The sequence below is a fragment of the Microcoleus sp. SVA1B4 genome, from assembly GCF_036700545.1.
In the GTDB taxonomy this organism is placed as follows: domain Bacteria; phylum Cyanobacteriota; class Cyanobacteriia; order Cyanobacteriales; family Microcoleaceae; genus Microcoleus.
On the sequence record NZ_JAUBPB010000018.1, the window covers coordinates 13,506 to 28,185 of the forward strand.

The 14,680-nt window shown below is 46.5% G+C and carries 14 protein-coding genes; 4 read left to right on the forward strand and 10 right to left on the reverse strand.

The annotated features are described in order from the left end of the window. Positions 1 to 4 precede the first annotated feature (4 nt). The 8 genes from QT987_RS11085 to nadD form a co-directional block, all read right to left on the reverse strand. Positions 5 to 931, reverse strand: coding sequence for an NAD(P)-dependent oxidoreductase (locus QT987_RS11085; RefSeq protein WP_333239767.1), 927 nt, complete (start codon positions 929 to 931; stop codon positions 5 to 7). Continuing rightward, positions 928 to 1,461, reverse strand: a complete 534-nt coding sequence (rfbC, locus tag QT987_RS11090) for a dTDP-4-dehydrorhamnose 3,5-epimerase (RefSeq protein WP_333239769.1) — start codon at positions 1,459 to 1,461, stop codon at positions 928 to 930. The genes QT987_RS11085 and rfbC overlap by 4 nt, the downstream gene beginning before the upstream one ends. Next, complete coding sequence (locus QT987_RS11095; protein WP_333239771.1) at positions 1,458 to 2,690, reverse strand: class I SAM-dependent methyltransferase; 1,233 nt, start codon at positions 2,688 to 2,690, stop codon at positions 1,458 to 1,460. Before QT987_RS11095 ends, rfbC begins: the two co-directional genes overlap by 4 nt. A 67-nt stretch (positions 2,691 to 2,757) precedes the next feature. Beyond that, positions 2,758 to 3,756, reverse strand: a complete 999-nt coding sequence (locus QT987_RS11100; protein ID WP_333239773.1) for a GDP-mannose 4,6-dehydratase — start codon at positions 3,754 to 3,756, stop codon at positions 2,758 to 2,760. Further along, positions 3,753 to 4,529 (reverse strand): glucose-1-phosphate cytidylyltransferase, encoded by a 777-nt coding sequence (gene rfbF / locus QT987_RS11105; protein ID WP_333239775.1) that lies wholly within the window; start codon positions 4,527 to 4,529, stop codon positions 3,753 to 3,755. Before rfbF ends, QT987_RS11100 begins: the two co-directional genes overlap by 4 nt. Positions 4,530 to 4,619: 90 nt before the next feature. Next, a complete protein-coding gene (locus QT987_RS11110) occupies positions 4,620 to 5,579 on the reverse strand; it encodes a GDP-mannose 4,6-dehydratase (RefSeq protein ID WP_333239777.1) in 960 nt (319 codons plus the stop codon). Between the two features lie 212 nt (positions 5,580 to 5,791). After that, positions 5,792 to 6,811 carry a type I glyceraldehyde-3-phosphate dehydrogenase gene (locus QT987_RS11115; protein ID WP_333057138.1) on the reverse strand — a complete coding sequence of 340 codons (1,020 nt, stop codon included), beginning with the start codon at positions 6,809 to 6,811 and terminating at the stop codon, positions 5,792 to 5,794. A gap of 560 nt (positions 6,812 to 7,371) precedes the next feature. After that, complete coding sequence (nadD, locus tag QT987_RS11120; RefSeq protein WP_333239779.1) at positions 7,372 to 8,088, reverse strand: nicotinate (nicotinamide) nucleotide adenylyltransferase; 717 nt, start codon at positions 8,086 to 8,088, stop codon at positions 7,372 to 7,374. Between the two features lie 629 nt (positions 8,089 to 8,717). Between nadD and murC the strand changes: the two genes are divergently transcribed. The 4 genes from murC to QT987_RS11140 all read left to right on the forward strand — a co-directional run bounded on the left by murC (position 8,718) and on the right by QT987_RS11140 (position 12,464). After that, positions 8,718 to 10,274 (forward strand): UDP-N-acetylmuramate--L-alanine ligase, encoded by a 1,557-nt coding sequence (gene murC, locus QT987_RS11125; protein WP_333239781.1) that lies wholly within the window; start codon positions 8,718 to 8,720, stop codon positions 10,272 to 10,274. Positions 10,275 to 10,424: 150 nt separating this feature from the next. After that, positions 10,425 to 11,381, forward strand: coding sequence for a UDP-N-acetylmuramate dehydrogenase (murB, locus tag QT987_RS11130; protein ID WP_333239783.1), 957 nt, complete (start codon positions 10,425 to 10,427; stop codon positions 11,379 to 11,381). A 62-nt stretch (positions 11,382 to 11,443) separates the two neighbouring features. Continuing rightward, positions 11,444 to 11,794 carry a YbaB/EbfC family nucleoid-associated protein gene (locus QT987_RS11135; protein WP_006634273.1) on the forward strand — a complete coding sequence of 117 codons (351 nt, stop codon included), beginning with the start codon at positions 11,444 to 11,446 and terminating at the stop codon, positions 11,792 to 11,794. A gap of 166 nt (positions 11,795 to 11,960) precedes the next feature. Then, complete coding sequence (locus tag QT987_RS11140; protein WP_333239785.1) at positions 11,961 to 12,464, forward strand: low molecular weight protein-tyrosine-phosphatase; 504 nt, start codon at positions 11,961 to 11,963, stop codon at positions 12,462 to 12,464. 1 nt (position 12,465) lies between these two features. On the opposite strand, the gene QT987_RS11145 is transcribed toward QT987_RS11140, so the two are convergent. Together QT987_RS11145 and QT987_RS11150 are read right to left on the reverse strand one after the other, a co-directional pair. Next, positions 12,466 to 13,866, reverse strand: coding sequence for a hypothetical protein (locus tag QT987_RS11145; RefSeq protein WP_333239787.1), 1,401 nt, complete (start codon positions 13,864 to 13,866; stop codon positions 12,466 to 12,468). Between the two features lie 59 nt (positions 13,867 to 13,925). Then, positions 13,926 to 14,660, reverse strand: a complete 735-nt coding sequence (locus QT987_RS11150; protein WP_333239789.1) for a response regulator transcription factor — start codon at positions 14,658 to 14,660, stop codon at positions 13,926 to 13,928. Between the last annotated feature and the right edge of the window lie 20 nt (positions 14,661 to 14,680).

Consider the following 14,680-nt stretch of genomic DNA (forward strand, 5'->3'; position numbering starts at 1 on the left):
AATCTTAGACACCAGTTTTTGAGGACAAAAGCTGCTTTTCCCACCAGATTATAGCTTGCCTTAATCCGATTTCCAAATTAAACTTTGATAGCCAACCCACCTCATTAGATAAACGGGTCACATCCGCCACTAACAAAGGTGCTTCTTTCGGAGCAGACGCAATAGCACCTAACTGCACTAAATCCGATCGCCCTATTAGATCGGCTATTGTGTAAACAACATCTTTAATTGCGATCGGCTGTCCCGATCCAATATTAACCGCTCCTGTCACCTCACTCTCCAAAAGAGCCACAAAAGCATCAGCCACATCCTGTACATACAGAAAATCCCGGATTTGATTACCGTGAGAGCAGCGAGCAGGCTCTCCCTTTAAGAGAGAAAGAATCACTGAAGAAACCAGCCGATTGGGGTATTCGTAAGCACCGTAGGGAAAGAAAATACGCCCCCAAGCACTGCTGAGACTTGTCGTCTCCGAATAGCAATTTACCATCTCCTGCAAAGCATTTTTACAAATACCGTAGGGAGTATCTGGATTTCTCGGCGTTACACATTCCGAGCAATAACCATACTTCCAATCATACTCCGCGCAGGTTCCACCCATCACTACTCGATCGCCCCCTTGCTCTCGAAATTGCCTCAACAATTCCAAACTTGCCTGCACCCACAAGAAATTATCTTGTGACTTCCAGTATTGTCCAGGTACTGTATAACACCAGGCAAAATGCAGCAAATGTGTAGGTTTTACTTGACCAACTAACTCCTTAATGGATGTATGGTCTAACAAATTTGCTAGATGCCAAGTACAATCCGAATTGACAGCCGGCGAAGTCTTAGAAGCGACAGCATGAACCTCAAACCCTCGTTCCACCAGCGTCTTGAGCGAGTGTCTGCCAACAAAACCTCCCGCACCCGTAACCAGCACTTTTTTCATAGCACAAAATCGGGGAAATTACGATCTTTTTCCGAAATGACGCGCTGAGATATCTCTGGCCAATCAATACTAAAAGTCGAATCATCCCACCGCACTCCCCTGGCTAATTCAGAATAATAAAATTCCGACATCTGGTAAAAAACTTCCGTATTATCTGCCAAAGTTTGACAGCCGTGAGCCATACCTTCAGGTATATATATCATCTTGCGATTTTCAGAGTTTAGCTCTACTGCAAACCACTCTTTAAAAGTAGGAGAATCGGGGCGCAAATCTATAATTACATCATAAATTCCGCCTTTAATACACCTAACCAACTTCGCTTCCTCGTTAGGCTTAGCCTGGTAGTGCATTCCCCGCAAAGTACCTTTCTTAATGTTAAAAGAAATATTGCACTGCACTAGATTAGGATTCAAACCATGTTCTGCAAACTCCTGTTGACACCAACTGCGGGCAAAAAATCCTCTCTCATCTGCTATGGGTTCTACCTCAATAACATAAGCTCCCTTAAGCTTGGTTTCAGTAAACTTCACGAGATTACCTCCACTTGAGGAATCAGCACCACAAACTTACCTCCCCACTCGCGGATATAATTCATCTGACTTACTATCTCATCTTTAATGTTCCAAGGCAATATCGCCAAATAATCCGGTTTAGTCTCCCGAATTTTGTCTGGATGATATATCGGAATCTGAGTTCCCGGCAAAAACAAACCCTGCTTGTGCGGGCTTAAATCCACCGTATAATCAATCAAATCCGTGCGGATACCGCAATAGTTCAGCAGCGTATTCGCCTTAGCCGGCGCCCCGTAACCTGCAATTGATTTGCCCTGATTTTTGGCATCAATTAGGAAGCTTAGCATTTGACGTTTAGTAGATTTAACCTGTTCGCAAAATCCTACATAAATTTCAATCTGATTTAGTCCTGCTTGCACTTCCTTAGCTTTGAGTTGGGAAATGCGATCGCCAACTGCTAGACTATCACAATCCTCATGGCTCCCGTAAATCCGCAAAGAACCGCCATGCGTCGGTAATTCCTCCACATCAAACAAAGTTAAACCGTGACTAGCAAAAACTTTCTCAACCGTCAACAGCGAAAAATAAGAGAAATGCTCGTGGTAAATCGTGTCAAACAGATTGTCTTGAATTAGTTGCAATACATGAGGAAACTCCATTGTCAAGACGCCGTTTGGTTTCAGGAGAATTTTCATCCCCGCCACAAAATCATTCAAGTCAGGCACATGAGCCAACACATTATTTCCCAGCAACAAATCTGCCTGTTTACCTTGTGAAACCAACTCTTTAGCCGTTTCCACGCCAAAAAACTTTACTAAAGTTGGAATCCCTTTTTCCTCAGCCACCTTAGCTACATTTGCAGCAGGTTCAATCCCCAATACGGGAATTCCTTTCTGCTGAAAATACTGGAGTAAGTAGCCATCATTGCTAGCAAGTTCAATTACCTGACTGGTTTCGTCAAATCCAAACCTCTGCACCATCAACTCTGTGTATTTCTGAGCATGACGCAGCCAAGAGTCTGAATAGGAAGAAAAATAAGCATAGTCGCTGAAGATGCTATCCGGGGATTCAAACTCTTCTAACTGCACTAAAAAACAATTAGCACAGACATAAGTATGAAGTGGATAGAATTTCTCTGCACAATTCAGATGCTCTTGAGATAGAAAAGCATTCGCCAGCGGCGACATCCCCAGATTTACAAAAGTATGCTCCAATGGGTGACTGCAAAAACGACATTTAGATGGCACCGAATTAGCCCCCTTGACTATCCAATAAGAGAAAGAAAATTAAAACCCCAGTCACAGAAATCTTCCCTCACACGCTGATCACACAGGTGTTTTCCTCCATCAAAAAGTTTTTATACCATTCAATTGTTTCTTTCAACCCTTCTTCTAGAGGATACTTAGATTCCCAACCAAGCATTTTTCTAGCCTTATCGGCCGAGAGATACTGATGTTTGATTTCATTTTTGGCCCGATTCAATACGACAGGCTCTAAATGAGTCTTGTCCATCAATTTCAAAACATTATCTACCATGCCCCGCACCGAAATTTGCAGCTCATTGCTGAAATTAAACGCCTCTCCCAAAACTTCTTTCCTGTCCATTTGTTCAGCCAAATGCAGATAAGCTAAAACCCCATCTTTCGCATAGAAATAGTCCCGAATAAAAGTGCCATCACTGCGGATGACTACCGGCTTTTCTCGTAAGGCCGATCGAATAGTAGACGGAACGATGCGATTAAAATTCAAGTCTCCGCCGCCATAAAAGTTCCCACAGCGAGTAACGCAAACCGGCAAACCATAGGTAACATAATAAGCGCGACTGATTAAATCAGCACAGCTTTTAGAAACATCGTAAGGGTGTTCTCCTTGCAGCGGAGTTGTTTCACTGTAAGGCAACACTAGCTGGTCTCCATAGGCTTTATCGCTGGATGCTATGACAATTCGACTCACACCTCCAACCCGGCGACAAGCTTCTAGAATATTCCAAGTGCCTTTAATATTCGTTTCAAAAGTTGCGAGTGGTTCTCTATTTGCAACTCCCACAATTGTCTGAGCTGCTAAGTGAAACACCGTATCTACTTCATACTCATTAATCGCTCGTTCTACCGTTGACAAATCTTCCACACAACCGCGAACGATATTAATTTGCCGATACCACTCTCCAGCATAAAGTCGGGATTGGGGCACCAAGTCACGGACTAATCCCGTTACCAAGGCTCCTCTTTCCAGCAACTCAGCTACTAACCAGTTACCCAAAAGGCCAGTGCAGCCTGTCACCAATACCGATCGATCGCGCCAAAATTCACTCATTCCCACACCCTCCAAGGAGCCTCTCCATTATCCCAAAGTTCGTTCAAATATTTATACTCGCGGTAAGTATCCATCGCAAAAAAGAAACCTTCGTGGCGGTACGCCATCAATTGTCCCTGGGCCGCTAACTGCTCTAGTGGCTCTCGCTCAAAAAAACAATCATCCCCGCTCAGAGCCTCAAATATGCTGCGGTGAAGTACCAAAAATCCCGCACTAGCCCAGCCATCTATTTGAGGTTTTTCCGTAAATTCGAGAACTTTTCCTTGGCTGTCCACATCTAAAATACCATATCGGGATATCGGACGAACTGTACTAACCGTTGCCAGCTTACCATGAGCCTTATGAAAATCCATCAAAGCTCCAATATCGATATCAGCAACTCCATCACCGTATGTCACCATAAAGGTATCATCAGTAATGTATTTCTCCACACGTTTCACCCGCCCTCCAGTCATGGTGTCCGGGCCCGTTTCAGCCAGTGTCACCTTAAAATCTTGCTCGCGGTGCTCCTCGTGATAGGTAATCTGATTTTGGCGGCCCAGGCAAATAGTAAAATCATTATTCATCGCTTCATAATTCAGGAAATATTCCTTAATCATGTTGCCCCGATAGCCCAAACACACAATAAACTCGCGAAAACCGTAATGGGCATAGGTTTTCATAATATGCCAGAGAATCGGATATCCGCCCACATCTACTAGCGGCTTAGGACGAAATTCAGTTTCTTCTCGGAGACGAGTACCCAAACCGCCGGCTAGTATAACTACTTGCATTTTTTTACATCTTGAAAATGGTACACAACCGCTGATAATTCAGAACAGGTATTTATTCCAAACAAAGAGCTATCTTTTCTGAAACACTCTTCAAACCTTACCCATCCTCGCTTCCACCATCATCCGCACCACATCCGGCATCTTATACTTCGCCTCCCAGCCCAACTTTTGCTTCGCCTTACCCGGATTTCCCCTCCCTACAGCAATCTCCGTCGGTCTGTAGAGACTCGCATCGGTTACTAAATGTTCCTGCCAATCCAAACCCGCAGCAACAAACGCTGTCTGCACAAACTCCTCCAAAGGATAACTTACACCCGTCGCAATTACATAATCGTCCGGTTCTTCCTGCTGCAACATCAAATACATCGCCTCCACATATTCCGGCGCCCAACCCCAGTCCCGCTGCACTGAAATATTTCCCAAATGCAGTTTTTCCGAACTACCCGCAGCAATTCGGCAGACAACAGATACAATTTTTTGGGTGACGAACCTCTCCGGCCGCAGCGGCGACTCGTGATTGAACAGAATACCAGAACACGCGAACAAATTGTACGCTTCCCGATAATTCGCTACTTCCCAAAATGCCGTTGCTTTCGCCACCGCGTAAGGACTTCTGGGGCGAAAAGGCGTATTTTCATCGGCTGGATTGCCTCCGGTATCCCCAAAACATTCGCTGGAACTGGCGTTGTAAAGTTTGATTTTGCCGCCTGTAAACCGAATTGCTTCTAAGAGATTCAATGTGCCTGTGGCAATGCTTTCGAGGGTTTCTACGGGCTGTTCAAAAGACAGACCGACGGAACTTTGACCTGCTAGATTGTACACCTCATCTGGCTCTATTTTGGCAAGCACTTGCAAGACGCTGCGAAAATCGTTGAGAGACATGGATTCTAGTTTTACTCTGTCTCGGATGCCCAAACGGGCCAGGTTCCCGAAACTAGACATTTGGGCGTCCCTGGAGGTGCCACAAACTTCATAACCTCGATCGAGCAACAGTTTAGCTAAATAAGCTCCGTCCTGACCTGAGATACCACAAATCAGTGCTTTTTTCATATAAACTATTTACTTTGATGATTCGGCGGTTGAAACCGATCCTACACAAACAAAATCTGCCTCCGCAGACTAAGAAGTAGGTTGGGTTTGCTATCGTTCAACCCAACTTACATATTTTGGATTTTACTTAAGCTGACTGTCGGCCACTCCCTAGTCCGCCAGGGAATGAATTCCCTGCCGGACGGCTGGACTGCCGGAAAGAAGTCAGGGATCTAACCTTCCCAACGTTCGGCGACCAATTCAGCCAAGTCAACCACCCGCTGACTGTAGCCCCACTCATTGTCGTACCAAGCCAAAACCTTCACCATGTCGCCATCCATCACCAGCGTTAAGCTGGAATCCAGAATCGAAGAAGCATCACTTCCGCGATAGTCGCATGAAACTAAAGGCAAATCGTTGTACTCCAAAATCCCTTTCATGGAGCCTTCGGCAGCTTCTTTGAACACTTGATTTACTTGCTCGGTAAAAGTCTTTTTCTCTACCTGAGCCACAAAATCAACTACCGACACATTAGGAGTCGGCACGCGCATGGCAATACCGTTTAACTTGCCCTTCAATTCTGGAATCACCAAAGCCACAGCTTGTGCTGCTCCGGTAGAAGTCGGCACAATATTCATTGCTGCCGCCCGGGCCCGCCGCAAATCGCGGTGGCTGGCATCCAGCAAGCGCTGGTCCCCAGTATAGCTGTGGGTAGTGGTCATCATGCCTTTGACGATGCCAAAATTTTCGTGCAGCACTTTCAGTACAGGAGCCAGACAGTTGGTAGTACAGCTAGCATTGCTGATGACTGTGTAGTCACTGTGCTTGTAGTTGTGGTGGTTGACTCCCATCACATAAGTGCCAACTTCAGAACCCTTGCCGGGAGCGGTAATTAGCACTTTTTTAGCGCCGGCAGTGATATGCTTCGATGCACCAGCTTGGTCAACGAAGACACCGGTCGATTCAATAATCAGATCAATACCCCAATCTTTCCAAGGCAAGTTTAGCGGGTTGCGATCGCTCACGCATTTAACTGTCTTCCCATTTAGGGTAATGGAATTTTCATCCGCACTGATGTCCACATTCTTCAACGTTCCCATCATGGAATCGTATCTGAGCAAGTGAGCATTACTTCTGGGATCGGAAGTGTCATTAATAGCTACCAACTCTAGCTGGCTGTTTTCTCTGCCCAGCCAGCAGCGCGCAAAACTGCGCCCGATACGTCCAAAACCATTGATCGCGACTCTAATCACCTTGTACCTCCTAACGATGGCAGCCCCTAGCTCAGGCTTAAATTTTTCCAAAATTTAAGAATTGACTTTTGACATTCTCACCGGGCTAAAGCCACGGTGATTCCCAAACCTCACGATTTGAGTTTCTGCTTCATCGCAACTGCCTCCACCCACAAGGAGTTTTCTGGTCTTATGTTCGCTCCACAGACTAACCCCGCTAGCCCAGCGGTTTTTATGCGTCGAATACCTAAAAGGAATTCTTATCTGTTGTTTTGATTCCAGGGATGTTTACCATTGCCCTATCCTCTTTTCCCGGTCTACCGATTTGTCTGCGCCGCCAGTTGTACTGGACTTCGCTCGTTAGGCTGTCTGAATCCATCGTCGCGGGTGGGTCATTGACCAAACTATAGTTTAATATAAAGCGGTCTTAAAACGACGGGGTTTCCGCCCACCTTTGAGATGACACCAGATCATATCGCAAAGCTCGATCCTTTCTAACTTTTTGTGTTTATCAAAAAAGCTTGAACTTTTCTAGAAGGCTGAAATTGCAAGGCATAAGGCATTAGGCTTTCTGCCGCTGGTTACTGGTAAAGCTGATGGGCTGCAATATAAGTCCCGACAACTTCCGGGACTAAGTAGCGGAGGTCGATTTTTTCGGCGCAGCAGCGGCGGATGTGGCTCGACGAAATCTCGATCGCACGCATGGACAGCACTTCCCAGCGAATTTCCACGTCCACAAGAGCCATTTGTTCGGCAACTCGTCGGCCCACAGCATTTGCCTGAACCTGCATCCTGTCCCCCCCGGAATCGAGGGGTTTTCCACCCGGATAATCTCCCCACTCGGACAGTCCCCCACTCTCCTTGCTTTCTGCTGTCTCTCGATCTCCGTGACTCGGACGTGGGGCCACCAACCAGTCGCACAACCGGGCAATTTCGGCGCACCGGTGCCATTTGGGAAGAGTAAGGAGTGCGTCACTACCAATAATCCAGTACCAGCGATGATCGCCGGGATACAATTTTTGCAAATACAGCAGGGTGTCGATCGCAAAACAACTGCCTCTGGGATTGGCCGACCGCGGCGAAATTACGAAGTCAGGCCGATCGGCGATCGCCAAAGCAAGCATTTCCCGCCGCTGCTCAAAACTTGCCAAATCCGGGCGCCACTTGTGAGGAGGAGAGCGATCCGGTACCCAAATGACTCGATCGAGAGCAAATTGACTCGCAGCCGTCTCGGCTACCAACACGTGACCCCAGTGAACCGGGTCAAAAGTCCCCCCCAAAATCGCTATTTTCGCCATATTTCCCCAAAATCAGGATTAGTAGAGACATCGCGCCAATTTTATGTTTATACACTTTTAACCGTAAGCTCTATCGCTTTTCGACTTATTCGGCTAACTGCATAACTTGGTATATATACAATTAAGTGAGAATACAGACTATCTATAGTTGCTGTAGTTGAGTTGCGATCGTGTCAATCCCTAACTTTCAAGAAAAAATGACCGTAGGAGTAGATAAATGACTACAAAATGAGCGAAATTTTGTTGTTCGTGGTAGTGTTTGTAAATCCTTATGGGTTTTACCCTCAATCTTGGTAGAAAGGTTGTGGGGCTTTTGCTGCCGTATCCCAGCACAGCAGGCGGATAGAAATAGAAAGAATGCAGGAGTATGCAACCACCCAAAATTAGTCTATTGGCCCCGACCCCAGACCCCGTTTTCTGTTACCTGCAATTTTCGAGCTGTGACTGTTCCGGAAAACTACTCGGTACTAAGTCATATAGGATACAAGACAAACATCTCTACAAGTCCCTAAAATCTAGGGACACGCAGAGAATTTTGTACAAAATCTCTAGCGAACTGTATCCTGAAAAAACAATTCTTGATATGATATCGCGTGTTATTGGCGTGGTGTGGTGTGTGAGGAGCAAAGATGCCGAGTTCTGTTGATTTTAGCGGTAGACCATTTCATTTCATCGGCATTGGTGGGATTGGGATGTCAGCCCTTGCCTACATTCTAGCTAAACGCAAGTTGCCTGTGTACGGCTCCGACATTAAATCGAGTCACATAACCGAGCGCTTGCAAGGAATGGGAGCTCATATTTTTTGGAGTCAAGACGCCAGCAATTTTGAATTATTTGAAACGGCCCTTAACGGTAGCAGTCCCGACTGCGGGCAACAGGAAAGGGCAGTATCCTCGATAGTCGCTGGTACGGTAGGGACTTCTGTCGCGACAGCCAAAGCTGTCCAATTGAATGGCAACGGTTCAAGCGCCCAAGCAATTCCGGGATTGCCTCAAGTAGTATGTTCGACGGCTATTCACCCAGCCAATGCCGAATATCGAGCTGCTTTAGATTTGGGCTGTCCGATTTTTCATCGATCGGATGTGTTGGCAGCGTTAATTCAAGATTACCAAAGCATAGCCGTAGCCGGGACTCACGGCAAAACTACTACTAGCAGCTTAATCGGCTTCATGCTGATGGCTGCAGGTCTAGACCCGACGATCGTAGTAGGAGGCGAGGTAAATGCTTGGGAAGGCAATGCCCGTTTGGGGGAAGGGCCCTACTTAGTGGCCGAGGCTGATGAATCCGACGGTTCTCTCGTTAAGCTGGTAGCCAAAATTGGCATAGTGACGAATGTGGAACTGGATCATCCAGACCATTACGATACCCTTGACCAGGTAATAGACACATTTAAGGTGTTTGCCCAAAACTGTCAAACCTTGGTGGGCTGCATAGACGACCAAATCGTCAAAGATTGCCTTCAGCCTCATGTCAGTTATAGCTTGCAGCCGGACAGCGGTGCTGACTACACGGCTTCGGGCGTGGAGTACGGGGCCGAAAGCACCAAGGCTCGGATTTGGGAGCGAGGAGCTTTCCTGGGGGAAATGGAGTTGAAGTTGCTGGGCACACACAATCTCAGCAATGCACTAGCTGCGGTAGCAGTGGGCCGATTGTTGGGGTTAGAGTTTTCGGCGATTGCCAAAGCGATTGCTGGCTTTGAAGGAGCTCGCCGCCGTTTTGAGGTGCGGGGTTTTCACAATGACATCCTGTTTGTGGACGACTACGCCCACCATCCTAGCGAAATTCGTGTCACCTTGGCGGCGGCTCGCTTGCGTATCGAAGGTAGCGAAAAAAATCCCAAATCCCGAAGAGTGGTTGCAATTTTTCAACCCCACCGTTACAGCCGGACTCTGACATTTTTGCCAGAATTTGCTCAATCTTTTGGGGATGCTGATTTGGTTGTGGCTTGCGATATTTATAGTGCTGGGGAACCGAATTTAGGAGAGATTAGCGGGCAGCAGGTTGCTGATTTGATTGCTAAAGAAGGCCGAGAGGTTGAGTTTGCCCCTTCCCTGGAGTCAGTCACTAAGTTTTTAACCCAAAATCTGCAACCGGGGGATTTGGCTCTGTTTTTAGGTGCTGGTAATCTGAATCAGATTATTCCAGAGGTTATGGCTTTTTATCAACAAGCAGATCGCCCCGATTAGCTCGCGAACAGAGTAGAGTTGATCGACATTATGGCGTTGCACGTTGTGCCGAAACTTCTGTCGGACTGCTCGCTCAAAGGGGCGACATAAGTTAGCTAAATGGATTTTCAACCACGTCTTCGAGCGAAGGTATTTTTAAGGATTTTCAAGATGGTGACTATCTCGAATGACTCCTCTGTTAAGGACAATCGGCGAGTGTATTCTCCTATTTCTTTGCGGGGAACTGATTGCAAGATTAACTCCCAAGTTTCGCTGGCGGGGCTGACTTCCTTCCGAGTCGGTGGCCCGGCCGAGTGGTACGTTGCTCCCCGCAGTATGGAGGCTTTGCAAGCGAGTTTTGCCTGGGCACACGATGAAGGGGTGCCGGTGACTCTGCTGGGTGCGGGTTCTAATTTGTTGGTGAGCGATCGGGGTTTGTCCGGTTTGGTCGTCGGCACTCGCTACCTCAAACAGGTGAATTTTAACCCAGAAACAGGTCAAGTTACAGCGGGGGCGGGGGAGTCAATTCCCCGCCTCGCTTGGTTGGCGGCTAAACGGGGCTGGAAAGGTCTAGAATGGGCAGTCGGCATACCGGGTACGGTGGGAGGGGCTGTGGTGATGAATGCAGGCGCTCACAGAGGCTGTACTGCTGATATTCTAGTCAATGCTCGCGTCCTATCTCCCGGCGGCCAGGTGGAAATTCTGACTCCCCAAGAGTTGGAGTACCGCTACCGGACTTCGGTGCTGCAAGGGGGCGATCGGCTAGTAACAGAAGCGACTTTCCAGTTGCAGCCGGGATTCGATCGATCGCAAGTAATGGCAGAAACTAATGACCATTTCAGCCAGCGGCGGACAACTCAACCTTACCACTTACCGAGCTGTGGCTCAGTCTTCCGTAACCCCGGCCCCAAGACGGCAGGTTGGTTCATCGAACAAGCGGGACTGAAGGGATATCAGATCGGCGGCGCACAAGTGGCTCAGCGTCATGCTAATTTTATTCTTAACTGCGGGTCGGCAACGGCCAATGATATTTTTCAAGTGATCCGCCACGTTCAACAGCAAGTCGAACAGCGGTGGTCGCTGTTGTTGGAGCCAGAAGTTAGAATACTGGGAGAGTTTCCCTTCTAAGGCATCATTGAAGTAATACGGAAACGGCAGACTGCCAGCCCACACACCATCAAAAAGTAGTTATGACAAAATCAGGACAAGGATTTGGCTTCGGCCTGGGAAAAATGAAAGAACTGACTGAAGCTTTCAAAAAAGCTCAGCAGGTTCAAGAAGGAGCTAAAAAGCTCCAAGAAGAGTTGGATGTCATGGAAATTGAGGGAACAGCCGGCGGTGGCTTGGTTAAGGTTTTTCTCAGCGGCAACCAAGAACCCCGCCGCGTGGAAATCTCACCGGATGCCCTCGGTGAAGGTGCTGATGTGGTTTCTGAACTCGTCACGGTGGCGATGCAGGATGCTTACGCTAAGTCTACGATGACGATGCGGGAGAAAATGGAAGAACTCACCGGTGGACTGAATCTCCCCGGTTTCGGTTAGTCATTAGTCATCAGTCATTAGTTATTAGCTATCTGTGTTTAAAAAGGGCTCTATAGCTAATGACTGATTGATTTCTCTCAAGCACGAGACTTTGGGAAAAAGGGGAAAGGAAAAATTTTATTTCTTCTTTCCCCTTAAAAATTACCAATTACTAATTATCAATTAAATGTCTTATAAATTATTGTTTGTCTGCCTGGGAAATATCTGCCGATCGCCCTCAGCAGAAAATATTATGAATCACTTAATTGAACAAGCTGGTTTGAGCGATCGCATCACCTGCGATTCTGCCGGAACTGCTAGCTATCACATTGGCAGCCCCCCTGACAGGCGGATGGCATTGGCGGCGAGGAAGCGAGACATTGAATTGTTAGGCGAAGCCCGCCAATTTCAAAGGAAAGATTTTGAGAATTTTGATTTGATTCTGGCGATGGATAGGGATAATTATCGCAATATTCTTGCCCTGGATGCGGCTGGAAAGTATAAAGATAAAGTGCGGCTGATGTGCGATTTTTGCCAGAAATACGACCTTAAAGAAGTGCCAGATCCTTACTACGGTGGCCCGGAGGGATTTGATCGAGTAATTGATTTGCTGCTGGACGCTCAAGCGGGTTTGTTGGAGTACGTCATCGGTCAAGAAAAATTAAGAGTTGGCGGCCAGCAATCAATTTAAATTAAAAAAGTGCCTTTTTCCGCCCGAATATTAGCCATGCTGTAGGGGGGACAACGCTAACAAAACTCGTAACTAGGGAGATCACAGTTGTTCCCGATCCCGCTCCCAAAATGAGACTGGGTGACAACGAAAAAGTTAAACTTGTCAATACAAAATGGGGAGAATTGATACTCAAAGCAGCAATTGGCAGCAAAATAGATGGATACCAAGGCATTAGCCAAGGTGTAGCAAACAAAAACAAAGTGAGAGTCGTCCATCCAATATCTGATACCAAATTAATTTCCGAATCTTTTTTGCGGAAGAATGATTTAATTAACGTCCCTGCATAGTAAACAATCCAGCTTAAATACGCAAAATATTTGAGGAATGATAGAATACTTTCCCTAATTTCAACACTTACATTTGGCGAAAAAATCAGAAATAAATTGATCGCATGGTGAAAAGATCGAGCGGTCGCTCCGGCGGTTCCCGGATTTAAAAGACTTCTCCAAGCTGAAACTGTGGGCATAAATGTATAAGTGAGCACCGCGATAATTAATAAAGAAAGCAAGACTGATGCTGCTAAATCTCTCCACCGACGCTGCTTGCAGAGGAAAGCAACAACTAAGGGTAGCCAAATTATAGGTAAGGTTTTTACTAAAAAACCTACCCAAATTGCTAAAATTGCAAAAACATAACGTTGGTAATAAATACATCCTATTAAAACGATCAATGTATTGGCAAGAAGAACGTCAAGGTGAGCATTAGCTATTTGCTCGTTCAATAGCATGGGATTGACTAAATAGGCCAGTGTTATGAGGTTACGGTATTCAGCATTTGTTAGCAATCGCCAAATTAAGTAGGCATTGAGCGCGTGTACCAACACGCAGATTATTTTAAAAATATAAACGGCTAGTAAAGGACTAATTGGTACAGCAAGTGCTGATAGGGCAAAAAAGAATAAAGAAACGGGGCCGTAGGTAGAAGTTTGCCCCCAGTGGAGGAAGGGAGATACGTTAGAAATTAAGGTATGGGCATTATTCAAATAAGGATTAATGTTTTGTAAGCTCATCGCTCCGTAATGCAGGTACATATAAATGTCACTGCTTTGGGGATAAGCTATGAGGGCAAGTGCCAGAAAGGGGATTGCATACTTGCAAATGTCTAGAAAGCTGGAACTTGTCTGTTTTTTTTGAATTAACCAAATAATATATGTAACTGTTGCTATCAAGTAGGAACCGTTAATCAGAAGTCGGATGAGGCTGAAACCGCTCGTAGGGAAATCGTTATAGTTGTCTCCACCCTGTAAAACGCTGTAATACTTGGTAATTCCCATTGATGTCATGGCAATACAGAAAAGTATGGAAGCTGCTAATGCTGCAGCATATAGAATTTTCTGATTTTTTAAGTAATTGTTGACCATGATGTTATTTATTCAGCGGGGTAAGTGGAGGTAATTTTCTTGCCCGATCGCGTTGGCGGTTATCTGACTAAATGGTGTTCCATCGCAAAGCGAACGAGTTCTGCTCGGTTGTTGCTGTCGGTTTTTCTGAACAAGCTGCTGACGTGCTTTTCGACCGTTCGAGGGCTGAGGTGGAGTGTGGAGCCTATTTGAATATTAGAAAGACCTTCTGTCAGCAAATCTAGCACTTGTCGCTCTCGCTGAGTCAAAGTCGGAGCATTTTGGCTGGGAGATGCCCGTGAAGCGGAGCTATCCCGTAGGGAATCGCCTGTGTATGACTTTTGAGTTAAAAAATCTGCTTCTGGCTTGTCATTGGCTCTGCTGCGTGCCTCTGTTGGCGTGGGTTCGGGTTCGGGGGAACGAGAGGGTGCCTGAGCGATTAGAGCGTAGCGATCGAGCAAAGAGCGAATAACCGCCCCCAATTCCTGGAGTTCAAAAGGCTTAGCCAGATAATTGTCGCACCCCATCTGATAGCCGCGAATCCGTTCCTCCGTGCTCGTGCGTTCCGTCAAAAAAATCACCGGCAGCAAGCGGAAAGCGGGACGAGTCCGAACTCGCCGCACGAATTCGTAGCCATCCATTTCGGGCATTGTAATGTCGGTAACAATCAAGTGAGGCCCAAATTCCTCTACCAAGCCCAAAGCTTCTTTGCCGTTCTCAGCAGCGATTACAGAGTATCCGATAATTTCTAGATAATCGGTAATTGACAACCGAGTCGCGAAATCGTCGTCAGCAACCAGAATAGTTAATGGCATGGGGGAATTAAAAATTAAAC

Excerpts from the sequence above, each read along its gene's own strand:
- QT987_RS11150 (WP_333239789.1), bottom strand. The coding sequence starts at position 14,660 with ATGCCATTAACTATTCTGGTTGCTGACGACGATTTCGCGACTCGGTTG.
- QT987_RS11100 (WP_333239773.1), bottom strand. The coding sequence starts at position 3,756 with ATGAGTGAATTTTGGCGCGATCGATCGGTATTGGTGACAGGCTGCACT.
- QT987_RS11110 (WP_333239777.1), bottom strand. The coding sequence starts at position 5,579 with ATGAAAAAAGCACTGATTTGTGGTATCTCAGGTCAGGACGGAGCTTAT.
- rfbF (WP_333239775.1), bottom strand. The coding sequence starts at position 4,529 with ATGCAAGTAGTTATACTAGCCGGCGGTTTGGGTACTCGTCTCCGAGAA.
- QT987_RS11135 (WP_006634273.1), top strand. The coding sequence starts at position 11,444 with ATGACAAAATCAGGACAAGGATTTGGCTTCGGCCTGGGAAAAATGAAA.
- QT987_RS11140 (WP_333239785.1), top strand. The coding sequence starts at position 11,961 with ATGTCTTATAAATTATTGTTTGTCTGCCTGGGAAATATCTGCCGATCG.
- murB (WP_333239783.1), top strand. The coding sequence starts at position 10,425 with ATGGTGACTATCTCGAATGACTCCTCTGTTAAGGACAATCGGCGAGTG.
- murC (WP_333239781.1), top strand. The coding sequence starts at position 8,718 with ATGCCGAGTTCTGTTGATTTTAGCGGTAGACCATTTCATTTCATCGGC.
- QT987_RS11085 (WP_333239767.1), bottom strand. The coding sequence starts at position 931 with ATGAAAAAAGTGCTGGTTACGGGTGCGGGAGGTTTTGTTGGCAGACAC.
- QT987_RS11145 (WP_333239787.1), bottom strand. The coding sequence starts at position 13,866 with ATGGTCAACAATTACTTAAAAAATCAGAAAATTCTATATGCTGCAGCA.
- nadD (WP_333239779.1), bottom strand. The coding sequence starts at position 8,088 with ATGGCGAAAATAGCGATTTTGGGGGGGACTTTTGACCCGGTTCACTGG.